A 26,229-nucleotide genomic window follows, 5' to 3' on the forward strand; every position below is an offset into this window, starting at 1 on the left:
TTTTCATCCCCTATCAAAAAGTAATATATTCTTGTTTGTTGGTTTCAGTCATTTTAGTGCCGTATAAAATCGTTCCCGACATATTTGCCAGCATCCGAACAAGCTCCCGCTCTCCCTTTTTATCAGAAGGCGGTTCTGCAAATGGAAGGGCACTGATTTTTTGTTCGATCGTTTCTAAAACGTCCCTGCTGCTTTTCTTGGTTGATTGTTTTGCAGCCTGTTTATTTGTTTTTGGCAGATTTCCATTGGCCTTTGACTGCTCTGTTTCTTTTGTTCGAACAGCTGGGGCCGTTTCAGCAGAATCGTTTGTACTGTCTTCTTGAGCTTGCTCCGGTTCAACGATTTCATTGGTTTCGGACGCTTCATCTGCTGCTTCGATTCGATCATTTGAAACAATCAACGTATTGCCTGTTTCCGAAAGATCAAAGGCCAGCACCGCTTGTTCTTCTCTTACCTGAGCAATCAATTTCTCACTGCTGTATAAGATCGGCGCATTGGATTGATAAAACATCATCGACGGTAGCGCAAGAGCGATCAATAAACTTCTATTCATAGGCGCCTCCTTTAACAGTCAATAACAAATGGCCAAACTCCGCCCAATCCTCTGGTGTCGGCGGACGCTTCCAGATCATTTGGTGACAAGGAAGCGTATCGATCAGAAAATCAGATAGATAGATTTGTGTTTTTGTGCTTAATTTCTCTTCATAGCAGATGTTCATGCTTTGTAATGAACTCAGCATCGTTTGGATGTATTCGTTGTAGCTGCTGCCATGGGAGAAATCGATGCAGATGAATACTGGGTCCTCCAGCTCTTCAACTGAAATCTGCGTAATCAGGAAGAACAAATAATCGTAATACAGCTTGTTTCGCTCTTGATCCGAATGAAACAGTCCGCGGTGAGCAATTTTTTCAATGAAGTCTTGGATCATTTCATCCAGCTTGGGATTGATTTCTTGGAAGTAGCGGCGTTGGATTTTAGTCACAAATGTTGTTTCGCGAAAATGATAGATCAGCCATCTGCGATTGATTCTGAGTAATCCGTCAACCAATGCCGTGTCTTCTTTTAATCGATGGATTTCAAAACGTGAATGCTCAGCCAAATAGTGTAAAAACTCATCGACCAACCTTCCTGCCTGCTGTATCTCCTGTCCCTCAATAAATGTCAACTCTTGCCTTAAATCGACTTCCATCATTTGACAAAAAAGCAATAAAGCAGCAATCTCACCCTGCATTTCTTTGGGAGTCAGAGAAAAATGACCCTCCAACCATTTAATAAGATAATCTGTAGCCGCATTCTCTTCATATTCGATGTATACCTGATCTATGGGATGACTTTTTCCCATGCGAATCAACGCGACACTGACGAAAAAAAGCAGTTTGTGTTCTTTTGTTTTTGGAAGCGAAAGATTTAAATAGTGCTCCAAATGGCGAAAGACCTCCTTCGCCTGCTTTTGGATTTCCTCATCAAAGGGACTTGCCAATCCGTTAAACATTTCATAGTACAGCCCAAACAGAAAGCTTCGAATCGCGCATTCATTTCCAATTAATTGATTTTTCTTCAGCTGAAATCCTTCAGCTGCTAGTTGATCCTTCAAACGTTTAGACAAGCGATAGGTACTTGAACGGCTCACATGCAGCTCTTCGATTTGCTTGTCCAAGCTCGTCTCTTTTGTCACATAGCGATGAAAAATTTGATAAGACAGACTTCGTTCCACTAAACAGATCCGCATCTTTTTAACGATCGCATGGGTTAAGTCATGTACCTCTATTTCACCTGTCTCAAGAAGTTTCACCGTCGCCTCAAAATGATTTTCCTCCAGCTCCTCCTGAAGCTCCTGTAAATATTTTTCCAGTTTGTAACGAGAAATCTCAAGAATATCCCCCAGTTGATCAATTGAACAGTAAGCATTTTTATTTAATTCTAAATATTGAAGTAGATACCATTTATAGCGATCATCATCCATCAATAAATCGTTAGACTGCATCTCTCGCTCCTTCCAAATTAAGATTGTTAATCATTAATTTTATTTAATTATATTCTTTAGTTAAACGTATTTTAATTACTGAAATAACGTATTTGTCCTTATATTTTTGCTTTATCGAAAAAAAAAGAGACTTGCTCATCACAAATCACTTTCAAACTATAATTTAATATTAACATATTATTAATTAATGTAAAAAAATAAATGAATTTTGAAGAATTTAGCTGATTATATACATCAATTCTCAATTGTATTGCAAAATTAAGTTTCCACTCGTCTTTAAAACCTTTTTATCGATAAAACTATAACAAAAAAAACAGAGGCTCAGCCTCTGTTTTTTATACGATCATTCTGCCCTTGCTTAGTAAAACAATCAATAATCCTACCATTGCACCCAAGCAAGCTCCCTGAAGCAGAGAGATAGCCACATACCAACCATTAATGATTTTTTTCCTTGCGAGAACGTTCATCACAAATGATAGAATCAATCCTGCAATCGCCAAACCTAACAACACTTTTAACATTCTATTCGCTCCTTCCGTCTTCCATAACTTAATATACTCAAAAATAGCTGTCTATTTCTCAGATCGAAACTATTTTTTCGAGTCGTTCAGATTATTTCAGTAAAAGGAGATTCTTTTGCTTCATTCGAAAGTATTGTTTCCTATTTTAAAACGCGCGCTTCGCCATGGCTGCATATTTTTTCAATATGCTTCCGCAGATGAAAGATAGAGCGATAAAGATTATACCTACCAGAAAGCCAACGAAAATCTGCGGAAATCCGGTCAAGGTTACGAACAATACATTAAATGGGATATGGGTGAGCCCAAAAAGATTTAACAAAGTGATCGCCGGCAAACCGATACCGATCAGTCCAAAAGCGCCTGACAACACCGATAAAATCGGTACAATAAACATTCCTGAGAAGACTACGGCGATTCCGCCAACTATTTTTTCCATCATATTTTTTTCCTTTCGATTTCCGCCATTTACACCATACACATTTCTTTCATTCATTTTTTGTTCCATTTTGAACACTCCTTTTGATTTTTTTATAATTTATTCGCTTCATATTTTTAATAAAACGAAGATTGCCATCTTAAATACCGAACGACGGTATGTATAACTTTAAAATAAAACTGCCACTGAAGGCAGTACTTATTTTTTTTGTTCGTAGATTTCACGAAACTGTTCTAAACGTTTAATCGCTTCGGCATCAAAAACTTCGATCCCTAGCTTAGCCATCATTTCTTGAAACAGAGCGAAACGGTTCGCTACACTGCTTGAATCACCATCGTGGATCAGCGGTGTCAGCCAAATATTGATCAGCAGCAAGATCACCTCTGCCAATTCTTTGGGATACTCTGTTTGGATCGAGCCGTCAGCGATTCCCTCTTCAATGATCGGCTGAACGTAATGCGGCGCTGATTCTTTGAAGATTCCTTCTAACTGCATCACCAGCATCTGAGGATTTTTAAGAAAATCCGGTGCGATCTCAAACATATCGTCTTGACGTGGATTTTGCAGAGCGGAAGCAAAAAGTGCCTGCAGCTTTTGCAATCCAGTCATATTTTTATCCTTTTCGAGCCGTTTGAGATGCTCTAATTCATTCTCATTATTTTGATAAAGCTTATCCATCACGCCATCTAAAATGTCTTCCTTTGATTTAAAGTGATGGTAGATCGCTCCTTTGGACAAGCCGCCGAGATTATTGACGATATCTTGAATCGAAGTATGCTCATAGCCTTTTTCTAAAAACAACTGTCTCGATACCTCTAGAATCTTGTTGACTGTTTCCTCCGGGTATTTATTACGAGCCATAAGTGTGACCCCCTTATTCATACATTCGGTTGGTATGTATACACTATAATCGCTATCAGCAGGATTGTCAACTCTTTTTGAAGCGATTCTTCAAATGTTTTATTTCTTGCGGTGCAGTCCCTCGCGCAATTTTCCTTTTAGGTGCTGATACATTAAAAATTGCTGACGTTCTCGTTTGATTGCTTTGTAACGCTTCGGCTGCTTTTTATAGAATTCCTGATGATAATTTTCCGCTGGCCAAAAAGGCCCCGCCGCTCTAATTTCTGTAACGATCGGCTTGCTATATCTGTTGGAATCAATTGCAGCCTGCTTCTTCCTCTCGGCAATCTTTTTTTGTTCTTCATCCGCAACAAATATTACTGGACGATACTGTGCCCCGCGATCTTGAAATTGACCAAAGGCATCTGTGGGATCCGTCATTTGCCAATAAAGGTCAATCAATTCCTGATAGCTGACCCTGCGCGTATCAAAAATGATCTCCACTGCCTCAACATGCCCTGTGGCACCACTGCTTACTCGGTCGTAGCTGGGATGCTCTAACTCACCTCCTGTATAGCCGGATAAAACAGAAATAATTCCTGGCTGAGATTCGAAGGGCTCCACCATACACCAAAAACAGCCGCCTGCAAAAATTGCCCGCTCCTGATACGCTGGATCAGCCACAACATGCTGCTCCTTCACATGTTCCTCAGAGACTGCTGTGTTTCCAGTGATTTCCTGATAGAAATCTGCCACATCCGGTGTTAAATTATTTCGCAAAGCCAACGGACGCAGCTCAGCTTCCAGCTTTGCTAATTGTTCTTTGAAATTTTTCTGCTGACCTAACGCGTTTTTAGTCGTCGTTAATAAGTAGCGTTCCCATTCACGAGTACTTGGATTCAAAATCAGATTATACATCTTCTTTAGTACTTCCTCTTCAGAAACTGACATGCGCCTCACTCCTTTCGCTGATCCTTCTCCAAAATTTACCTGCAATTTACCATAATTCTGCCGAATAATCGAATAGTTGGATTGGAAAAAAAGAAGAACCACAACATAGCTGCGGCCCTTCTTCTAAAATTAAAGTAATTCAAATACTGCTTGCTGTGTGTCATTGGCATTTCTGCCGACAAAAACATTAAAGGTGCCTGCTTCGGTTCCAAATTGCATATTCTTCATATAGTAATACAAGTCCTCACGCTGAAGAGCAAACACAACAGTCTTTTCTTCATGTGGCAGCAGGTTTATTTTTTCGTATTTTTTCAGCTCTTTGATTGGTCGAACGACCGAGCCGGTAACATCTTGAATGTACAGCTGAACAGTCTCAAGACATTCGTAATCAGAACGGTTTTTCAGCTTGATAGAAACGGTCAAGTGATCAGTCATTTTCTTTGAACTTACTGTCAGTTCCTCATAGTCTACCCTTCCGTAGCTTAGCCCGAACCCGAATGGAAAGAGCGGCTCATTCGGGCTATCTAAGTACTTGGTAACAAATCGGCCTCTATGAGTACTGCTGTTCAGCGGACGACCCGTTTTGAACTCATTGTAATACATTGGTAATTGGCCGACATTTTCCGGGAAACCCATACTGAGCCTTCCAGATGGATTGACCTTACCGAACAGAATATCAACAAGGGCATTTCCGCCTTCAGTCCCTGGGAACCAGGCTTGCAGAATCGCATCCATCTGCTCGACCTCTTTGGTAAATGTTAGCGGACGACCGCTGATGGCGATCAAAATATTCTTTTTACCTAACTCGGTCATTTTCTCTATGAACTCTTTTTGGATGAGAGGCAAGGAAATATCCGTACGGCTGCCTGCTTCACCACTTTGCATCGTGTGTTCACCCATTGCGTAAATGATGATATCCGCGTCCTTACCTGCTTCGAGTGCTTTATTTAATGCTGCTTCTCGTTCATTGTCCGTCATTCCTAATGAATGAATCTGCTCCTTCGTTGCCCCGAACTCTCCTAAGAACTGATAATCTGCCAACAAGCCGCAACCTTTTTCATAAGAAAATGTTTCCTTCGCTAATTCTTTTTCAAGGGCCTCCTTGATTGAAACAACGTCCGTGCTTTTGCCATGGACTGCCCATAATCCGATCAAATCCTGTTCATCGCCGTAGGGGCCAACCAATAGAATTTTGTTTTTATTTGCCTCTAATGGAAGCAGCTCCCCTTTATTTTGTAATAGGACGATCGATTCTTGTGCGACTTTTCGAGCCAAGCTTCTATTTTCTTTTGTTAGTAGCGTTTGCTGTTCCTGTTCGACTGTACTGCCGCGATAAGGATCTTCAAACAGACCTAAATCATTTTTCAATTTCAGAACTCGCCAGACTGCTGCATCCACCAACTCAGGATCAATGGCCCCATCAGTGACTAACGATTCCAATTCATTTGCATAGCAGCCTGTTTTCATATCGATATCGTTTGTTGCCTTCATCGCTAGAGCAGTTGCTTCCCGTTCATCTTTTGCTACACCATGTGCAATCAATTCTTGCACAGCTGCGTAATCAGAGATGATCACCCCATCAAAGCCCCATTCTTCTCGCAAAATTTCTTTTAATAGAAATTCATTGCCTGTTGCGGGCATGCCATCATAGGTATTAAAGGAGGTCATGACCAATTTTGCCCCTGCATCGACTGCCGACTTGTACCCGCTTAAATAATCTTGTCTTAAACGGCGTTCGCTCATATCTACGGTGTTATATTCTCTTCCTGCTTCCGCAGCTCCATAGGCAGCAAAATGCTTCACACAAGAGGCGATCCCTTCAAACTCTCTACCGGACTCCTGTTGCAAACCGCGAACCATCGCCGCTGCAAAATCGGCATTCAGCTGCGGATCTTCTCCTGTTGATTCTAGGCAGCGTCCCCAGCGAGCGTCACGAACTAAATCGACCATCGGGGCATAGGTAACGTGAGCACCCGCAGATCGTGATTCTCGGGCAATCACACCGTAAGCCTCCTCGATCAGTTTAGGATTCCATGTGGCGCCTAGACCTAATGGAATAGGAAAAATCGTGCGATAGCCATAGATGATATCGGCCATAAATAGTAAGGGGATTTTATGTCGGCTATTTTGCAGATATCTCTCTTGAATAACTCGGATCGTTTCCGCGCCGGTTACATTTAAGACCGAACCGACAACATCAATCGTTTCCTGAGTAATGCCTAACTTCTTTTTGGGACCGACTGCTAACTCCTCACTATGAAAAAAGTCACCAGACAATTGGACTAATTGACCAACTTTTTCTGTCCAAGTCAACGAATCTAACAGCTCTCTTAATTTTATTTCTTGCATTAGTCTTTAGCTCCTTCAGCTGCTTGTTCTTCTTTATAGGTACGCAAGTCTAATCGTTTAAACCACGGATACCATAAAACCGGCGACAAGATTAATTGGATGAATAATTGTAATAAGATGATCGAGATACTTCCTTCAACTGCGGCATGGAAACCGATCGGCAAACCAAAGATCGCTTGAACCCCCATAAATTTGGCGACGATTCCAAGCTTTGTCAGTACATAAGCCAACGTCAATGCGATCGCGTTATTGGTAATAAATGGAAAAGCCAAATCAAAATTCAATACTAAGGGGGTTCCAAAAATAACCGGCTCAGTTATCCCAAACATTGCTGGCACAATCGATATCTTGCCGACTTGGCGATACTGTTTACTTTTTGCCCGCAGCATCAAAAGAACTAGTCCTAAGCCTAAGCCGCTCCAAGTAATGATATTAAAGAATGCCAATCCTACAATGTTCGGTGGTGTTAAGCCCGCCTGAACAGCATTCAAGTTTTCCAGGTCCATCGCTAGCCACAATGGAGTAACTAGCGGCAGAATCACATTTGTTCCATGGATTCCAAAGAACCACAGCACTTGCTGCAGCAGACTCAATAGAATCATCACTGCAATTGAACCGCCCACCCCCTTCAACGGTTCTTGAATGATGCTGTAAACAAATTGATGCATACTGCCAAACGCTGTCAAACTAAACAATAAATCAACAATTGCAAATAAAAGTCCAATCAGGATCGTTGGGATCAATGCTTCGAAGGTTTTGGTCACCATTGGCGGAACACCTGCCGGCATTTTGATCGTCCAGCCGCGATGCTTGATCGCTAAATATAAACGAGCACTTACGACTCCGACGATCAAAGCAGAGAACACGCCCTGTGCCCCCAGCCAATTCGTTGGAATGCCCATCGAATCATCCGCCATTTTGCCTAAAGGAGTAATGATCAGAAAACCAATCAGCGAAATAATTGAAGCAGAGATCGGATCTTCCTCCTCATCTAGCTTTTTCACTAAATGATAAGCAATCAGGACAGCAATATAAACCGCTAGTGCGCCGAGAGTCATCGTATTTACTTTGGATAGCAGCTCAGTCAACTTATCCAGCTTCGCAAGTGCTGGTACCATCCCCATCAAAACAACGATCAATACCGACATTGAACCAATAAAAAGCGGGCCTAAAGTTGCCATCATTGCGCCGGAAATCGCTTGTAAATAGGGATTGGTCCCCAGCTTATCGAACCAAGGGTTCAATTTGTTAAACAGCTTTGTGATTTTTTCTTTCAATGTTGCTCCTCCTCATCAAACGATTGTTATAACGCTTTCATTATAGAGTCGATAGTCGCTCCAAGTCGTTCCGCTTTTTTACGACAAAGTGGAAATTTAATTACTTTTTTTTAGAAATTGCTTACGAAATTTTTGCGGCGACATGCCAAATTTATTACGAAAAACATTGTAAAAAGTTTTATTCGTAGCAAACCCATTATTCAACCCGATTTCCAGAATCGTCTTATCCGTATCGCGCATTTCTTTGTAAGCTGCATCCAACCGAATAGAATTGAGATATTCGGTAAAAGTGATCCCCATAAACTTTTTATAAAAGCGGGAAAAATAAGACGGATTGTAATTGAAAATCTTCGCCACCTCTTCGATCATTAAATTTTGAGCGTAGTGATCCTGAATGTATTGATTGACTACTTTCATCTTTTCCAAATATTTAAAGGACTTGATTTCATAAATATTCGTGCTGGAAAATGTATTACTTTCGCAAAGAACCGCTAATAACTCATAGATTTTGGCTTTCACATATAAATGATTCACTAATTCATTCGAAGAAAAATTCTGATAAATAAACAGTAAGCATTCTAGTGCCTCCGAATTTTTCTGTTCCGGTATAGCTTTGAACAGAAATTTCTTCAAATACTGCTCCTCGGTGATTCTTTGCAGATACTCCAAAGGAACCTGAATCACTAAACATTCGCCTAACACTGGACTTCTTGTTGAATGAACATGATTCGAATTGATAATAATGAATTCCTTTGCTTTCAAATGATAGGTCTGGCCAGCAAAGATGACTTCCAACTCGCCAGAAAAACAAAAAAGCAGCTCAAGACTTTCATGCCAATGAGGAGGAATCAGACGATCCGATGATTTCGAATGAAATGAAAATATTTTATACGGGTAATTATCTGTTGGTGAGATTTTTTCATATTTCATATTATTGCCTCGTTTTCTTGATTTTTCTTACTTGTAACGTACCCAATTCGCTAAAATTAAGCAAAAGAAAAACTCAAGGAATGACCAATTTGGTTTTTCCTCGAGTTATTCATTTTAATTGAAATTAGAAATATTTCAATCCAGTACTGACATTAAACCTGCAATATTTTCTTGATTTTACGGAAGGAAACATAGTATATGATCACTTGATAGAGAACAACTAGCATCAGCAGTACACTGTCCATCATCAGAGCATTCATTTCATTGCTGGTAAATTGATTATCATTTGTGCCGAACATCAACAGGGTAAACCCATAGATCAAGATTGCGGCTAAAACGGTTGGTAAAATAAATAATTTATTCAACTGACTGAGTACACATTTTCGAATGTAATGATTATTCGCACCTAAGCGTTTCAAATCTTCAAACAACTGCTGATTTGATAAGCCGATCGTAATGCTTCGTGTATACGAGATCACGCCGACTGCGGCTAGGCAAATGATCGCCACAAAAATGAAGACCAAAAAGTAAACAGCAACACTTTGGAAAAAGGTATTTTCCACAAGTACTTTCATCGCAGGATAATATTTCCAGTCATCCATCAGCGACATGTTGCTAGGCGAAAGCTTGATCTTTCTATCATAATCATACTGCTGATTATTTGCTTTGGCTTTGGCAGATTGATAGGCATCATAGGGATTCAGGACCGCCATTTTAGGAGATGCCTTCTCAATAAATTCTTGATAAACAGCTTGAGCAAATGGATAAGAAGCTTCCACATCGGTCACATTAAACAGAATTTGCTTCGTTTGATTCTCCTTGGTCAGGTTCGTTCTGATTTTTTGGTAGTCCTGATCATTTAACACATACCGGCGACTGCCTTTGCTGACCAGCTGCTGACAGCGTGCAACTCCTTTGAATTTAATTGAAAGCTCTTCTTTTGTGACGGGATTTGTTACTAGATCCACATCGTCATCCTTTTCAAAAAAACTCTCCGCTTCTTCTGCCCCTTTCACTCGGTAATAATGACCTTGAGGAATCGTAAGATCGCTTTGGGTTTCCCGATTAAAGGTAGACGCATCGATAAAATCGGCTAAACGATGATCCTTTGAGTAATCTTCAATTAATTTGCCGTCATCACTCCAATCACGTTCCACACCACTAACTAACAATTCTGAAAAAATAATCTCCTGATATTCTTTGATTGTGACATCGTGTTTTCTGGCTAACCGATAAATATCCTGCTGGTTCACTTCATCTTCTGAAAGATTATAATGCAGCTCGTAGTCCACCGGACTGTTTGAAATAGCATTCGTCGCACTAGCTAATTGCGGCGGATAGAAACTTGCAAATAGACTGGCCGTCAGCAGTAAAGCGATAATACTCATGTTTCGTACAGTTTGCCGCCCTTGAAACTTCATCATATTAGAAGCGATCAGGTCATTATAGTATTTTTGCGGATTTCTTCCCCGTTTACTCTTCATAATGGCATAAGTCATAATACGATAGATCCCAATCAATGAAAGCAGATAGGTGACATTCCATAAACCAGGAAGCAATATCTCTATAGTATTTGACACAAGCTTAGGGACTACAAACCCTAAAAATATCCCGACGACCAATAGAACAATCCCAGACAGCCCGTACTTAGCCGTCACTGGCCGCAATGGTTCATTCTTATGCTGATGGTATAAAATTTCCATCATGTCTGTTCGGCGAACAAACTGGTACAACTGGAATAGAACTGGGAGCATCGAAACAAGACCAAAAAGCAACCCGATCATGATTCCCTCAAAGGTTAGTCCCAGTGACATCTCACCTAAATTTACTAAGATCAATCGAAAAAGCTGCCAAATCAGAAAGGCCACCCCGATACCAAGGACGACTCCAACCAAAATACAGCTGAGCATCAATTGCAGCATCTCAACCGTCAGCTTTTGAGAGAGATATTTTTTCTTTGCTCCTAAAGCTAAAAACACCCCTGTCTCTCTGCTTTTGTATTTTAAAAACAAATTGGCTGCATACATAATAAATATCAAACAGCCTATAATCGCGATGGCAAAAATCATCATGACCTGCTTGCGGCTGTCTCCTCCGACTGGAAGCGTCTGCTGAACGATTGTACTGTAGAGCATCACAGCATAGGAGGTGATCAACAGGACGGAAAAGGTCATACAAAAGATAAACTGCAGGTAATTGCGTTGATTATACTTGCGCAGCTTCTTCAAAAGATCAGACATGGACAGCTTCATCAGGATTCCCCTCCAATTCCTTAAGTATATCAAGCAATTCATCAAAAAATTGCTGTCTTGTTCCTGTCCGTTTTAATTCAGTGAAGATATTGCCATCTTTCATAACTAGGACACGATCACAGTAGCTCGCCGAAAAAGTATCGTGGGTAACCATAAAAATAGTCGCACCCAAAGTGCGCTTCGCTTCAATAAACGCTTCGATTACAGTATCACGAGATTTACTGTCAAGGTTGCCGGTGGGTTCATCGGCTAGTAAAATCAAGGGGTCATTCATTAAGGCTCTAGCTACTGCCGTCCGCTGTTTTTGCCCGCCAGAGATTTCTACTGGATACTTATTAGCAATCCCGTCGATCCCGAATAATTTGAGCAGCTTAGTAACCTTTTGCTCCATTGGACGATACGGTGCTTGTGTGATTACTTTCGGGACACAAACATTTTCAAAAATCGTTAGGCCGTCTAGCAGCATAAAATCTTGGAAGACAAAGCCTAATTTCTTATTCCGCACTTCAGCCATCGCTTCCTCATCCAGCTTAGCCAATAACGTATTATCTAAACGAATCTCTCCTTTTTCATAAGGGATAAAACAGGAGATACAATTCAATAAGGTCGTTTTCCCGCTTCCTGATGGCCCCATTACCGCCACGAATTCACTTTCTGCGATTTCAAAGGAAACATCCTTTAAGACATCATACTGGACCCCACCAGTATTAAAGCTTTTGTATAAATGATCAACTGTTAACATTTTCTTCTCCTCCTTGTTTTCTATACCCTTATTCTAAGAAAATCAGCGGAGCTTCCCTATGGATTATCTTGTCATTCTTGACCCATTTATCGTCATTTTTGACAATCTTTTAATGATATAATGGATAAAAAACGGAGGTTAGCTGAATGTTGCAGGTTGTTTGTTGTGATGATGAAAAAGAAATGCGCAAAGCTCTGATAAAAATACTCGAGCCAGAATTGCAGCTGCAAGGCCTAGAGTATCAGTTTAGTGAGTTTTCTTCGGGGGAAGAATTGCTTAGCAGCCAGCTGGAGACGATCGATCTCCTGTTTTTAGATATTGAAATGAAGAACCTAGATGGGATCGAAACAGCGAAGCAGTTGCGGAAAGTCAATCAACGGGCTGTAATCATCTTTATTACGGCTTTTGCAGATTTTGTCTTTCAAGGATATGAAGTCCGAGCATTAAACTATCTATTGAAGCCCTATGGGGAGAAAAAAATCATTGAGGTGCTGCAGAAGGCTTTGGAGGAGCTGGAAACAGAGCAGCAGAAATATTTTGTCATTGAAAAAAAATCAGGCGTAACGAGAGTCCCGCTGAAGGATATTTGCTATTTTGCCAGCAACCGCCGCATGTTGCAGGTGGTGACCACGAAAAATACTAGTACCTTTTATGGAAAATTGAATGATCTAGCTTTGCCGGATCAATTCCTTAGAATCCATAATCGCTATTTGGTTAATTTGAATTACGTGGAGCACGTAGAGTCTGCGTTTCTTTATTGCCATCAGGAGCAGTTGCCGATTAGTCGAAAATATCGTCAGTCTCTCATGGTCAACTTTGCTAAAAATATGTTAGGTTAGGTGATTTTATGTTTTTAATCGATGTCGTTCTTATCAATTTTCTCGGTCTATTCGGAACGTATTTTCTCTATCAATTAATTGAACAGTTTATTCCGCCTAAAGACAATCGACTGCTTCAGCTGCTGCTTTTCTTTATCATCTTTTGCAGTATTACATTGCCTATTTATCCTAACGATTTGCTCAGCGTATTCGTCATGTTTTTACTTTTTCTCCTTTCCCTGCTGCTCCTTTTAAAAGGACCTGTCATCCATAAAATTTCTTTAGTGCTCTCTTTATATCCTTTTATCGTTTCACTCAATTTTTTATTGGAGGATATCGGGTTAAAGATTTGGCAGGCAAATGGCGAAGGGGTTGTTTTAGATTATTTGCTGCATGGAGCAGCACACCTTTTAAGAGGGCTTGTTTGGTTTGCTATGTATCAGTTCTTTCGTTATGCAATTCCTTACTCAAAGACCCAGATTACAACCAAATTATGGCTGATTATTGATTTTATTTGCTTGACGCCCTTAATAGCCATGATCAGCTTTATTGCCTTCACCCCCGCAATTACTTGGCGTGTATATCCCGCATCTCTTGCTTGTATCCTGACCAGCTTCTGCAGCTTGTATATGACTGGTCATGTCGCCAAAAGCTTTCGTTACAAGCTGGAGAATCAAAATTTACAGCTGCAAAAAGATTATTATCAAGAACTGGAAGGGAATCAAAAACAGCTGCGGAAAATCCATCATGATATGAACAATCATTTTAGCGTCATGCTGAATTTGATTCGTGAGGAGCAGCCTGAAAAAGCAGAAAGCTATTTGACAAGCTTAACCGAGCAGCACATTCTCGCTAATCATATTTTTTGTAAAAACAGTATCGTCAATGCCGTTTTGAATGCGAAATATCAATTGATGCAGGACTATCAAATAAAGTGTTCCTTACAGTTAGATATCGATACTCTGATAACAATCGACGATATCGATTTGTGTTCCCTCTTTGGCAATACCTTAGACAATGCGATCGAAGCGGCTAGGCAAACAACCAATAAAGAGATTACAATGAAAGCTAGATACTATAACGGCTTTTTCAGCTACGAGATCATCAACACAAAGAAGCATCAACTTAAAAACCGCGGTTCCCGCTTCTTTTCAACCAAAGCTCAGCCGCAGAAGCACGGAATCGGGCTGCAAGCCGTCCGCTCCATCGTTGAAAGCTATGACGGTACATTGGACATCAGCTACGATGATGAGCAGTTTTCTTTAGTTGTGCTAATCAGTGATATCTAAAAAAGCGAAGAGAGACCTATCAAAATAGGCTCCTTCGCTTTTTGATTACAGTAATTCTTTTCTTAATGCCGCATCATCGATCGGTGATAAGTATTTCGGTGCGATATCTAATACAGTAAAGGCGCCGAATTGTTTCTCCTTGGCCAAGCGAGCACATGCTCTAGCATAAGCAACCAAAACACTGGCAGTAAACTCAGGATTGCTTTCCAATTGCAGATTGTACTCGATTACCTGCTTCGTATCCTCATGCGTTTTTCCTGTTCGCAGGACGGTTCCGCCATGGGGCATCGCATGGTGATCCCGTTTTAACTCTTCTTCTGAGATGAAATGAACGATCGTATCGTATTCATCAAAGTAATTTGGCATTGTCACGATTTCTTCCTTGATTGCTTCTTCATCGGCCTTTTCTTCTAGGACCACGAAACATTCACGCAAATGCTTGTCTCGCGTCGTCAACGTCATTTCTTCGCCGGCTTTTAATTTTTCGATCACTTCGCTCTTAGGAATCGTGTATTGGATCGCATCAGCAACCCCTTCGATTCGCCGCAATGCATCGGAGTGTCCTTGGCTGACGCCCTTGCCCCAAAAAGTATAGGTTTCTCCTTCAGGCAAAATACTTTGCGCGTATAAACGATTCAAGCTGAACAAGCCGGGATCCCAGCCGGTCGAAATAACCGAAACCGTTTGATTGTCCTTCGCTGCTTGATCGACGTTGGCGAAATGTTCAGGAATTTTCGCATGGGTATCAAAACTATCGATCGTGTTAAAGCTTTTAGTAATAGCCGGTGTTTGGATTGGCAGGTCCGTAGCAGAGCCGCCGCATAGAATACAAACATCGATCTTTCCTTTTTGCGCTTCTAATTCATCCAATACATAGACTGGCGCCCCATCCGTTTCAACACTAGCAGGATCTCTTCTTGAAAACACCCCTACTAACTCCATATCTGCATTTTGCTTCAGCGCTCGCTCAACACCGCGCCCTAAATTTCCATATCCGACAATCGCTATCTTGATCATTCAGTATCCCCCTAATTCTTATTTATTAGAATTATACTATAAAAAGAAGAGTGAGATTAAAAAAAACTCATCAAGCAGAAGACTTCTTACCATTCACTAGGTCCCCCAGACTTAATTATTCTTCTAGCTGGAGGACCGACACAATAAAAAACTGCAGACATTGAGCTTGTCTGCAGTCTTATGAAAAGTTTTTCTTCGCTATTTTTATAATAAATGATTGTCCTTCAGCACATCGCCGATATAGGTGTGCTCAACTTTTTTTACAAAATGCTCCAGCACTTTTTTCTCAACATACGGCATATCCATTTCGGAAAGCTTCTTGCGGTCGCTTAAATAATAGACAGAGTTCGCTAATGTCCTAATATCATACGCCGACGCAAAAACTTCTGGAACACCACGTTCGATATCTAAGAAGGAGTAAACAGCCTCCATCGCTGTCCGAACAGAGTATTCCGTAGTAAAGACGGTGTCTCGTTTGGTTTCAGCAAAGTTTCCAATAAAGGCTAAGTTTTCCGAGCCGTTAGGAATGACTACTGGACGGTCGCCAGGCTCCCGCAACATAAAGTATGACGTAATAAACGGCATATAAACAGGAATGACGTTACACGATTCTTCAGAAAATTTCTTGATATCGTCTTCCGGCACACCTAAATGATACATCAATTCCTGTACGATTTCTTGACCGCTGCATTGTTCGATCGGCTTCTTGATATAATTTCCCGGTGTATTTGATAATAGACCATAGACCCAAGTGATTGTTTGCTGATCCTTTTGTTCTTTGAAATGAGGCTGGCGGTGGGTCGCAAAGCTCATTAACCAATTGGAATCTTTGATTGTAATGATTCCCCCGGTTACGATTTTTCCAGTCCGCAGCTTCCGTTGCGTCAGTCTTGAAATATAAGGTTCAATATCAAAATTTTCCCATGTAACTGTTGCAGAAACAAACCAGCTTTCATCCGGCAAGTTGTCGCAAAAGACTTCTGGGTGACCGAACGCATCAGACTGCTTCGCTAAATTCTTCCATAAGTTCCAGCTGCCGCCCAACTCATGAGTAATCGGTGCCGCGGTATGATGATCGCCTTCTGTTGAGCTTTCAGTGATCGAGCCATTCGTAACGAAGACGAAATCATTTTTGGTTAAGTTGATTTCTTCGGCTTTGCCTGAACGAGTCAGCAACAATTTCTTCGCGACCTTTTTATCTGCTGTCACGTCAACTTGAATGTTATCGATCTTCGTTTCATATTGAAAATCGACTCCGTGATCCTTCAAGAATGCTAGTAATGGTTTTACTAACGATTCATATTGGTTATAGCGGGTAAATTTCAACGCAGTAAAGTCCGGCAACCCTTTGATGTGATGGATAAACCGCATAACATAGCGGCGCATTTCGATCGCTGAATGCCATTTTTCAAAAGCGAACATCGAACACCAATACAGCCAAAAGTTTGAAGCGAAAAATTCCTCCCCAAAAACATCCTCGATCTTCTTGCCAATCAATTGGTCTTCTGAGGTCATAAACAGATCGACTAGTTCTTTTTGCGCTTTTTTTGATAAAGTGAAATCGCCATCGTCGGCCGCACGTTCGCCGCGATTATGAATGATCCGGCAGTTTGATGAGTTGGGATCATCATGGTCCAACCAATAAAATTCATCTAAGACTGACGCATCTTCGACTTCCAAAGACGGTACTGAGCGGAATAAATCCCATAGGCATTCAAAATGATTCTCCATTTCACGCCCACCCCGAGTCACAAAACCATCGTGGGGGATGAATTTCCCGTCCAGTGAGCCGCCGGACAAAGAAAGCTCCTCAAAGATGTGGATTCGGTCGCCTTTCATTTGACCATCTCTAATCAAAAAAACGGCTGCCGCTAGTCCAGCCAATCCTGCACCGACGATATAAGCACTCTTCTCATCAACGCCCGCAGGTTTTCTCGGTCTAGCAAATGCTTCGTAGTTTCCATTCGTGTATCTCATGTTGTTCCCCTCCTCTGATAATCTACTGTCAGCATACCAGCAGGAAAAAAATATGAACAATGAGACGCTTTCAATCAATCAAAAAGTTAGACTATTTTGCAGATTTGTCTAAAAAAATCGGCAGAAATATTTTTTTCCGTAGAAAAATCGTCTAGCTTCTTTTGACTATTTAAGCTTCAAACCTGTTTTTATCCATACTAAAGAAGCTTGATTGACTCACCTTTTTTCAATCATGCCATTGCTTGGATTAATCGGAGTCGCTGCTCAATTACTTCCGCTTTTTCCTTTTCTTCTTTTTACCGTTCTTCCTGTCGGCTTCTCGTTGCAGGCGTTTGTTTTCCCGTTCCTCTTCTATCTGCGCCTCGCTTTTGCCATAGCGCATGTAGGAGGTGTCTGGTCTTTTCGGCAATTCCGCCGTTTTGTTCGGCTTTTTCTTTGTGGCCGGCTGGAGATTTTCTTGCCCTTTCTTTCCATCTGATGTCGGGGAACTCATTGGTGGAGCTGAGTCATTTCCATTTGTTTCTGGTACTGAATCGCGAGTATCGTCCTGCGCTTCTGAGTGCAATTCTTCCCTATGAGCTTGGGTATGATGGGTTTCACAGTCAGCCGGTAATAGTTGACCTGTTTCTTTTTTGTTTGCGATGCTTTGAACGAACTGCTTTTGCTCCTTTTCCTGCTGTGGTGCTTGGGCTGCGGCTTCCGTCACGTTCTTCGTCTGTGACGCTTGAGCCGCTTTCTTCTCCTTGCGACTATTGTGAGCAGACGCGATAGTCAGCCCCGGTGTCTTGTAGCTGACATACTCAACGAATTTTCTTACGCCGGCATTTTCAAAAACCGTCAAGAGCGACAAGGTCCGCAAAATATTCACGGTCTGCTCCTCACTTTTGGTCGGATCTGTGTCAGGAATCGTCAGTTTGTGCTTTTTTCCTTCGGCGTCTTCAAACACCGATTCCACATGATAAATAAGGTCCTCTCTGTGATTTTTAAGAGTCCCTTCGTTTTCTAAATAGTTATTATAAAAGCGTGCTTCTTCGGTATTGGCGAAATAATTCGACTCATTCTTGAAGAGTTTCTTTATGAGTCCCTTCCATTCGCTTCCGCTAAAGCAACGCTTGAAAAACGGACTATAGCGACGCATTGTGTCATTCGGCTCGGCGGTCAGATAAACCTCTCGAATCAACTCCTTTAGCTGCTCCGTAATGATTCCCTGACTAAGAGAATTTCGTACAAGAATAGCCACCATAAACTGAATCAAACGCTCATTATTTTTAGTACTGGCGTAAAAATCCTGCACCCTTTTCGTCAAACTCTCCTTTTTCATCAAAAATATTTGTCTCGAACCCAATTTCACCGCGTCCATATTTCCAATCCCCCATCCCCGAAAAAACGTTTTCATTTTTTTATAATTTAATAATAACCATTAACTAAAAAAATTGTAAATAGAAAAAACGAACAATTATTTTAATAAAAAATAAACTATTTGAATGGAGTTATTTAATTAGAAAATAGAAACTCTTCATAGCTAACAAGAAAGGCTTCGCGAAGCCGGACATGGATAGACCTGCTGCAAAGCTACTTATTCATTTGAAAATTTCATACTTCACTTCCTTTATGATTAAAAAAAGAGAATGCGGAGAATCTTTTCCGCTTTCTCTTTCTGTAAAACTATTCAGCAGCTTGTTCCGTCATGATTATCGGTCCGTCTTTAGTGATTGCGATTGAGTGCTCATACTGCGCGCAATAGCTGCCGTCTAAGGTACGAGCCGTCCAACCATTGCCATCAATACCAGCTTCCCATGTTCCCGTTGTGATCATCGGCTCGATCGTAATCGTCATTCCTTCTTTTAGACGCGGTCCCTTGCCTGCTGTTCCAAAATGCGGGAAAAAGGGTTCTTCATGAATCGTTGGGCCAATGCCATGTGCCAGAAAATCCTGCACGACCCCATAACCTTTGCCTTCCGCGTATGTTTGGATCGCGTGACCAATATCGCCTACTCGCTTACCCGCTTGTGCTTGTGCGATGCCAATCATCAAAGCCTCTTTCGTCACGTCCATCAATGCCTGATGTTCTGGAGTGACTTCGCCAACTGCATATGTCCAGCAGCTGTCAGAGATTGCTCCATGATAGTCGACACAAAAGTCGACCTTCAGGACATCGCCGGATTTTAAACGGTAATTGGAGGGGAAGCCATGACAGATTTCATCATTCACACTTGTACAAGTCGCATACTCATACCCCTCAAAGCCAATCTGGGCAGCAGTCGCCCCTGCTGCTTCAATCTTTTCTTGAACAAATTGGTTGATTTCTTTCGTAGTGATTCCTGGAACGATGATCTCTCGTAATTGCTGATGGATCCCTGCTAAAATAGCTCCGGACTCCTTCATTTGTTCGATCTCTCTATTTGATTTCAATGTGACCATTTGCTTGCTCCTATTATTGTTTTTTCTTCTATATAACATAACACTGAAAATTTATACCACGAATCGTCTTCGAAGGAAAGTGAAAATACCTACTCTTCACTAAGCGTTGGTCGCCTTAACTTTAGCTTAAATTCTCTCAAGGGACCGTTCTGCCAACTCTCATCATTTTTCAAATATACTTGACCATAGTCGATGATCCAGCCATGAAGATTTTGCGCCTTGAGCGTGTCCATCGTCTCAGGCCAGATGATTTTGCTTTTCAATTGCCGATAACCGGCAGAAGCAAAACCAAATTTTTCAAACAGCCGTTGCGCGTATTTATCCGCAATAAAGGTCGAATGGTCAAAAACATATACTAACAAGGCATCCGCCGTCTCCTCACCGATTCCCTTGATTGCCAATAACTCTTTTCGCAACGTCAAAAAATCCTTGTCTGCCGCCTGCGTCAAATCAAAGTGATAGCCTTCCAGCCAAGTCAACAGCGCGATGATTGTGTTCGACTTTCCTTTGTAAAAACCGCTTGGACGAATCAGCGCCTGCAGCTGCTCCATGTCTAACGCCAAAACATTTTCTGGTAAAAATTGAGTAGCTTCATTTAAATTTGCCAAAGCATAATCCACATTTCGCCAATTCGTATTTTGAACCAATACCGCCCCTAATAGAATTTCCCATTTATTATCCGTGTCCCACCAGCGTTTATGTGTCATAACTTGACTAAACGCTTCGTATAATTCTTCAATATTAGTAATCATTTTTTCCCTCAGCAATCATTCAAATTTGCTTCTTCTCGTCATTCATTATATTAGAAAGCATCCAAATAAGCTTGCAGCGCATCCGCTAATTTTCCAATATGAAGCCCATCTACAAAGGAATGATGCGCCTGTACGGAAAAAGGCAGGAGGGTACGGCCATCACGTTGAAAATATTTTCCCCAGTCGATCAAAGGAGTCGCGTTGTCTTTCTTCCCAGAATTCGTATGGGAGATATGTGTAAAGGACACCCATGGCATAGGTGAAAATTGGAAGACATCGGTTCCTAATGGACCTGTGAAGTATTCCTTCTGCTCCTCTGCTGTTTTCGCTGCAGCAGCCAGATACGCTTCAAGGGTTGCCTTCATTGGAACATTTACGACTTTGAACAGCTCCGTTTCTTTGTCAAGGTACGTAAATGCCGTATCGATTTGATCGTATAGAACCACGTCGCCATCGACGAATCGGTAACGAAACTCTTCAATTTGATTGGCACAAACAGTTACACTGTAGATCATTGCAAAAGTGAAGGAATAATGCTGCGCTCGAATTTCATTCAAGAAATGCGTGATATCCAATTCAAAGCTCACACAAAAGGCCGGCTCCACACTCTCTCTAAATACCCTGCAATGCATCGCGCGCTTCCAGTTTTCTTCGTCTATCTTGACATACTTATTACTCATTTCGACACCCTCCTCATTTTTTTCTAATTTTCTTATACTTATAAAATACAATGAACGGCCAAACAAAACAAATCCGGCTAGTCTATGAACTAGCCGGATCGAGTATTCGTTATTTTTTGCGTTTAAAGTAGACTACTCCTCCCAAGATAACCAAGATTACAATACCAACGACAACTAGGAGCGTTGATTTTTGTTCACCGGTTTTAGGAAGATACGTGTGATTGCGCCCATTAAGAGTAGTGGACGGAAGTGTTCGTGAAGTATTCTGAGTCTTTCCACTTGCTGCTTGCTTTACATTTTCTTTTTTGACGGTAACCAGCTTCTTCGCCTCTGTCACTTGGAAAGTCACTGGTTTTGCATCCAAGACATAGCCTGGTGGCGCTTTTGTCTCAACAAACTGGTACTTTCCAGGTTTTAAGCCTGTCACAGCAAGCGCTCCTGCTTCATCCATCTTCAAGTTCGCTTTTAAGAGCTTGCCGTTTTCATCCTGTAAAGCGAAGACTGCTTCTGCTAAACCTTCGCCGCTGGTACTGTCGACCTTTTTCAATACTGCTGCAGCAGGAAGCCCTTTATTGGTTTTCTTTACCTGTACAGGTACCAGTTGATCCGATTTGATCATAAAGGCTACTGGGTCTGTATCCAGCTGATAACCTGCAGGCGCTTTTGTTTCGACCAGCTGATACGCCCCTGGTGCCAAATCCTTCACTGCTAAACGGCCATTATCATCTGTGCTCATTTTATCCGTCGGGATTGTTTTTCCCTCTTGTGTTTGTAAAATGAATTCTGCTCCTGACAATGGCTGCTGGGTTGCTTCATCGATTTTTTCTAAAACAACACCACGCTTAATTGCTTGATTGGTCTTCGTTAATTCAAGCGTTTCTGCTTGCTCCTTGATCGTAAACGTGACCGGCCGTGAATCCTTCACGTATCCTGTCGGCGCCTCTGTTTCTACTAGCTGGTAGCTTCCAGCAGTCAGTGCTTCAAGCAATAGTTTTCCAGATTTGTCAGTAACCAGATCAGTCTGTAAAACTTTCCCTTGCTCGTCCTGTAATTCAAAGGTCGCTCCCGATAAAGCTTCGCCGGTTGATTCGTCTATTTTACTCAAAACGACCGAGCCAGTCTTTACCGGTGATTTCGTATTGGTTTTTTCCACTTCAGCAGCCTTTTCTTGGGCTTTTGTTATAGTGAATTCGACTGGGGTTGGATCTGTTTGATAATTCGTCGGAGCTTTTGTTTCGACAAATTGATACTCGCCTGGTGCTAGATTATTTACTTCTACTTTCCCTTCACCATCAGTGATCAACTCGTCTTTTACAATTTTTCCAGCATTATCCTGTAATTGGAAAACCGCCCCTTTTAAGGCCGCCTTCGATTGTTCATCGACTTTTTTCAGGATTACAGAGCCTGTTGACAGGCTGTTGGTTTTCTTAAGGTTAACGATCTGTCCTTGACGCTCAGTAATCGAAAATTTAACCGGTGTTTCATCCAGCTTGTACCCTGCAGGAGCTTCTGTTTCGATAAATTGATACTCGCCAATCGGCAGGTCCTTCACTGTAAAACGACCATCTGAGCCAGTTTCATGGCCTTCGCTGATTTTTTCGCCACCTGCTTTTTCTAGGCGGAATTTGGCTCCCGACAATACTTCATTCGTCTTTTTATCCATTTTGGTCAACTCAACACTGTTCGGAACGGTTTCTTGATTCACTACTTTTATTGTATCCATACCCTCGGTCAGTGTGAGTGCCTTGCCGTTTTTATACTCAGGATTGATCTCATAGCCATTAGGCGCTTTGCTTTCTCTTAACAGATAATTCCCCAACGGCAGCCCAGTGAAGGTCACCTTGCCAGTATCATCGGTATCAGCTTTTAATCCTGTTTCCGTTCCATCTTCTTTGAGGATTTCAAAGGTAGCACCGGCCAGCTCTTTGCCTTTTGCATCCACCTTCAATACAGATAAATCCGCAGTCTTCACTACACCGGTTCCGCTTCCGCTGGTAAAGCTCAGATTAACCGCTGTATTGGCTTGGCGATAATAAGAATTCAATGCGCCATAGCTTGACGAATTTACTTGAGAAAGGTTTTTGACGCCGCCTGGAAACTCACTGACTGTATCATATTCCACTTTAATATTATCTTCTGCTTTATAATCAGAAAAAACAATTTTGAAGGTATTCTCCGTGATAATCAATCGATAATGATCGGTACTAATCTTTTCACCCGTTGCAGCATTGGTAACTACAAAAGATGTTGGGTCATAGGCGGCATTAGTGGTCCCTTGTGTCAAACTATCAATAATTTCAGGGTCCTGAACTGGCAGATCAGCAGAAATATTTCTAGTGGTCACAGTCCAATTCGCTACATTCTCCTTGACTGGATCTTTCGCAACCGATTTTTGCAGCGCGTTCTCATAGTTGTAAACGTAAAGTCCGGCTTTATATTCTGCTGGTGCTTTATCATCATAGGTTGCTTTTGCTACATTGTTCACCTGTTGATAGACATACCAGTCTCGTTTGATCCGCGTCTTGTACTTCACATAAACACGCTTGGAGCCTAACTTGCCAAATTCTAAATTGATCTGATTGTTCTGCGTATCGATCTTTGTCGGATAGACGTCTGAACCCTCAGGTGCCAGATTATAATCATTCGTTAAATAGCGCGTCATATTATCAATCATCGATTGGCTCGTGACCTCTTCAAAACGCAGTGAACCCGGAACAAGCTCTGTTCCAGCAGGCAAACTGTCTTCCATCTTCGTCAAATTGAATGTCGCTCCTGTTGCGTTCAAAAAGACCAACCAGTTTTGATGTAAATAATTTCCTGTTTTTTCTGTATTTGTTCCGAGCTTCGCGCCGCCCGTATAGTAGGGGTCAACAAAGGTTCCTTTGGCTTCGTACTCAATCACTCCAGGGACATCGCCATAGTTTAATGTTGCTTTATTCTTGATTTCTGTTCTTTGCTGATCTGTATCGATCTTCGTTTTGATCGTGATCACTAAGGGGTCCTTCAACTCGTTATATTCGCCAAGAAAATCGATCCGCACACCACCATTAAAACTATCTGGTGCACCGTTAACATTTGGCTGCGCACCAACTGGTGAACCATTTTCATCAAATTTGGTTATTTTGTAGTCTTGATTTTCAATTAGAGGGACGGATTCAGTATCAGAGATTTTTTTATTGATCGTCAGCCCCGTGTAATCCTTGACTGCACCGATAAAGTAATCATGCACGACTGGTTTTTTCATCGTGTATTTTTCAGCATTAACTGTAATAGTCCATTCCATTGTTCGATTGAAGATATCGATCGTTCCTGCTTCCTTCGATAATAAATTTGGAATCAGACTCACTTGAGCTTCTTTGGTGACTGTGCCATTCGTTACCTTATTCTTGATGACACGTTCAGTCGGATCAGTGATTTTGGTCGAATACCTAATCACATACGCCTGTTGGGTATTGGCTTTAGGCGTGAAGGTCAGCGAACCAGAGCTGTCAGGTGAAACAGCAAAATCGCCGGCTCCGTCCCCCTGAGAAACTACCTCATAGCTGTTTCCGCTGGTATAATTAAAGCCGACCTTTTCAATACTGATCGAACCAGCCACCAGCTCGACTCCTTGGTCTGTTAAATCTGTGATCAGCTGAGAAGCGGTAGTCAGCGGCTGTTCATTAAAATTATACTTGAGCTCCCAATCGATCGCTCCGGTATCCTGATTGATTTTCCCCTTAGCCTCTAGCGGCTGCAGGGTCACAAATGCTTTACTCGTACTAGAAGAGCTTAGCTGCGTGTTGTTCTCATAGGTATAAGAGTAGGGATAAAAATAGTTATACTCATTTCCTGCAATCGACTCATCAACATAGTTCTTTCCATCAATTCCAGAGACTACAGACTCCGCAATCACTGCTTTTTTCCCAATAGACCTAAGCAGTTTAATTTCTGCGCTGGCACGAGTTGTACCAGCATTCTTATAGACGATCTCGTAATCGGTGTCTTTGGTCAATAATGTTTTGCTGCCCACTAAGGAACCATTAAAGTCAACATCGCTGGAATACACCTTTATCGAGTCAAAGCTGATTCTGCTGGTACTGTTATATGCTTCGATTTGATACATCCGATTGGTATTGTCTACTCGATCTAAGTTGAAAACCGAGCTGATTTCAGATTTCTTGGGGTTCAATGTGTCCATTGTTACAGCAGTACTGCTTTTTCCAGAATCAACACTCGAGGTCACCTCTATGGAAAAGATCGTCGGTGTCGGCGCTGTATCAAAAACGACTTTTTGATTTTCTTCATCAATGTTTGTCACTTTCTCTAATGACGTGATCAAGGTCAAATCATAGACTTCTGAGGAGACATTGTCTTCTAAAAAAGTAATCGTCAATTCCTTCGTTGCCGCGCTGATTGACCATTTTGCTGAAGTCATCGGACTGAAATCACCAGACAGATCCTTTGCAATCGCTACTTGAGCGGGCAATTGGGTGGTAAAGGTATCACCAGTCTGATAATTTTTATTAGAGAATGAAAATTTCAACGACAGCTTCACCCCTGTCATATTCGGCAGAGTATCATTCGGCTGAACCTCATCTCCATTGATTTTATACATTTTTACTGAACTGAAAATATTGTCAGTAATCGCTGTACGCGCCTGCTTTCTTTCCGTCTCCTGCTTTTCTGTTTCCCCTGATGCTTTTATCGCTGTTGCAGAAGTTGCTGTTGTACTGCTGTTTTCAGCTGCTGGTGGTTTGCTGCTGGAATCCTCAGACACAGCAGAATCGGGAATTTTCTTTGAGGAGGAGGCGACTTCCTTCTTCTCCGATGACTGTACTGTTGATTCGGTGGAACCCTGCCCGTAGGCAAAGACCGGACTAAGCGTCTGTAAGACAAGCAACGCAACTAATCCAATCACTATTAATTTATTTTTCATAACCACTAACACCTTTCCTGATTTATTAATCTCCGAAAACGATACCGAAAGCCCAAAACGATTATCTTTTCGTT

The 26,229-nt window shown here is 41.6% G+C and carries 20 protein-coding genes; 2 read left to right on the forward strand and 18 right to left on the reverse strand.

The genetic code is table 11. From position 1 onward, the window contains the following. Positions 1 to 13 precede the first annotated feature (13 nt). The 11 genes from IGI67_RS09335 to IGI67_RS09385 all read right to left on the reverse strand — a co-directional run bounded on the left by IGI67_RS09335 (position 14) and on the right by IGI67_RS09385 (position 12,283). Positions 14 to 553 carry a hypothetical protein gene (locus tag IGI67_RS09335; protein WP_429957515.1) on the reverse strand — a complete coding sequence of 180 codons (540 nt, stop codon included), beginning with the start codon at positions 551 to 553 and terminating at the stop codon, positions 14 to 16. Next, positions 546 to 1,985: a helix-turn-helix domain-containing protein gene (locus tag IGI67_RS09340; RefSeq protein WP_429957516.1), complete on the reverse strand. Its 1,440-nt coding sequence runs from the start codon at positions 1,983 to 1,985 to the stop codon at positions 546 to 548. The genes IGI67_RS09335 and IGI67_RS09340 overlap by 8 nt, the downstream gene beginning before the upstream one ends. 335 nt (positions 1,986 to 2,320) lie before the next feature. Further along, positions 2,321 to 2,506 carry a hypothetical protein gene (locus IGI67_RS09345; protein WP_429957517.1) on the reverse strand — a complete coding sequence of 62 codons (186 nt, stop codon included), beginning with the start codon at positions 2,504 to 2,506 and terminating at the stop codon, positions 2,321 to 2,323. 145 nt (positions 2,507 to 2,651) lie between these two features. Further along, positions 2,652 to 3,011 carry a hypothetical protein gene (locus IGI67_RS09350; RefSeq protein WP_429957518.1) on the reverse strand — a complete coding sequence of 120 codons (360 nt, stop codon included), beginning with the start codon at positions 3,009 to 3,011 and terminating at the stop codon, positions 2,652 to 2,654. 129 nt (positions 3,012 to 3,140) lie between these two features. Continuing rightward, positions 3,141 to 3,803, reverse strand: a complete 663-nt coding sequence (locus tag IGI67_RS09355; RefSeq protein ID WP_207109138.1) for a TetR/AcrR family transcriptional regulator — start codon at positions 3,801 to 3,803, stop codon at positions 3,141 to 3,143. A 99-nt stretch (positions 3,804 to 3,902) separates the two neighbouring features. Continuing rightward, a complete protein-coding gene (gene msrA, locus IGI67_RS09360) occupies positions 3,903 to 4,733 on the reverse strand; it encodes a peptide-methionine (S)-S-oxide reductase MsrA (protein WP_429957519.1) in 831 nt (276 codons plus the stop codon). Positions 4,734 to 4,862: 129 nt separating this feature from the next. Then, positions 4,863 to 7,082: a beta-glucosidase BglX gene (gene bglX / locus IGI67_RS09365; protein ID WP_207109136.1), complete on the reverse strand. Its 2,220-nt coding sequence runs from the start codon at positions 7,080 to 7,082 to the stop codon at positions 4,863 to 4,865. After that, on the reverse strand, positions 7,082 to 8,359 hold the full coding sequence (locus IGI67_RS09370; protein ID WP_429957520.1) for a PTS sugar transporter subunit IIC: 1,278 nt from the start codon (positions 8,357 to 8,359) through the stop codon (positions 7,082 to 7,084). The genes bglX and IGI67_RS09370 overlap by 1 nt, the downstream gene beginning before the upstream one ends. Positions 8,360 to 8,455: 96 nt before the next feature. After that, positions 8,456 to 9,289, reverse strand: coding sequence for an AraC family transcriptional regulator (locus IGI67_RS09375; RefSeq protein WP_429957521.1), 834 nt, complete (start codon positions 9,287 to 9,289; stop codon positions 8,456 to 8,458). A 152-nt stretch (positions 9,290 to 9,441) separates the two neighbouring features. Then, the gene (locus IGI67_RS09380; protein WP_429957522.1) at positions 9,442 to 11,541 is read right to left on the reverse strand and encodes an FtsX-like permease family protein; all 2,100 of its coding nucleotides are present in this window, start codon (positions 11,539 to 11,541) and stop codon (positions 9,442 to 9,444) included. Beyond that, positions 11,522 to 12,283 (reverse strand): ABC transporter ATP-binding protein, encoded by a 762-nt coding sequence (locus tag IGI67_RS09385; RefSeq protein WP_429957523.1) that lies wholly within the window; start codon positions 12,281 to 12,283, stop codon positions 11,522 to 11,524. Before IGI67_RS09385 ends, IGI67_RS09380 begins: the two co-directional genes overlap by 20 nt. A 146-nt stretch (positions 12,284 to 12,429) precedes the next feature. On the opposite strand from IGI67_RS09385, the gene IGI67_RS09390 reads away from it, so the two are divergent. After that, positions 12,430 to 13,122, forward strand: a complete 693-nt coding sequence (locus tag IGI67_RS09390; RefSeq protein WP_429957524.1) for a LytR/AlgR family response regulator transcription factor — start codon at positions 12,430 to 12,432, stop codon at positions 13,120 to 13,122. A gap of 8 nt (positions 13,123 to 13,130) precedes the next feature. Then, a complete protein-coding gene (locus tag IGI67_RS09395) occupies positions 13,131 to 14,390 on the forward strand; it encodes an ATP-binding protein (protein WP_429957525.1) in 1,260 nt (419 codons plus the stop codon). A 45-nt stretch (positions 14,391 to 14,435) separates the two neighbouring features. Here IGI67_RS09395 and IGI67_RS09400 read toward each other — a convergent pair whose 3' ends face one another. The 7 genes from IGI67_RS09400 to IGI67_RS09430 form a co-directional block, all read right to left on the reverse strand. Further along, the gene (locus tag IGI67_RS09400; protein ID WP_429957526.1) at positions 14,436 to 15,407 is read right to left on the reverse strand and encodes a diaminopimelate dehydrogenase; all 972 of its coding nucleotides are present in this window, start codon (positions 15,405 to 15,407) and stop codon (positions 14,436 to 14,438) included. 204 nt (positions 15,408 to 15,611) lie between these two features. Beyond that, complete coding sequence (locus IGI67_RS09405) at positions 15,612 to 17,384, reverse strand: oleate hydratase (RefSeq protein ID WP_429957527.1); 1,773 nt, start codon at positions 17,382 to 17,384, stop codon at positions 15,612 to 15,614. Between the two features lie 268 nt (positions 17,385 to 17,652). Beyond that, positions 17,653 to 18,744 carry a hypothetical protein gene (locus IGI67_RS09410; protein ID WP_429957528.1) on the reverse strand — a complete coding sequence of 364 codons (1,092 nt, stop codon included), beginning with the start codon at positions 18,742 to 18,744 and terminating at the stop codon, positions 17,653 to 17,655. A 305-nt stretch (positions 18,745 to 19,049) separates the two neighbouring features. After that, entirely contained in the window at positions 19,050 to 19,805 is a 756-nt protein-coding gene (gene map / locus IGI67_RS09415; protein ID WP_429957529.1) for a type I methionyl aminopeptidase, read from the reverse strand. 89 nt (positions 19,806 to 19,894) lie between these two features. After that, the gene (locus IGI67_RS09420; protein WP_429957530.1) at positions 19,895 to 20,557 is read right to left on the reverse strand and encodes an endonuclease III domain-containing protein; all 663 of its coding nucleotides are present in this window, start codon (positions 20,555 to 20,557) and stop codon (positions 19,895 to 19,897) included. A 50-nt stretch (positions 20,558 to 20,607) separates the two neighbouring features. Further along, entirely contained in the window at positions 20,608 to 21,237 is a 630-nt protein-coding gene (locus tag IGI67_RS09425; protein WP_429957531.1) for a CatA-like O-acetyltransferase, read from the reverse strand. A 109-nt stretch (positions 21,238 to 21,346) separates the two neighbouring features. Then, complete coding sequence (locus tag IGI67_RS09430; RefSeq protein ID WP_429957532.1) at positions 21,347 to 26,155, reverse strand: SpaA isopeptide-forming pilin-related protein; 4,809 nt, start codon at positions 26,153 to 26,155, stop codon at positions 21,347 to 21,349. Positions 26,156 to 26,229: the final 74 nt, after the last annotated feature.

It is taken from the genome of Enterococcus sp. AZ196 (assembly GCF_050498845.1).
Classification (GTDB): Bacteria; Bacillota; Bacilli; order Lactobacillales; family Enterococcaceae; genus Enterococcus_A; species Enterococcus_A murrayae.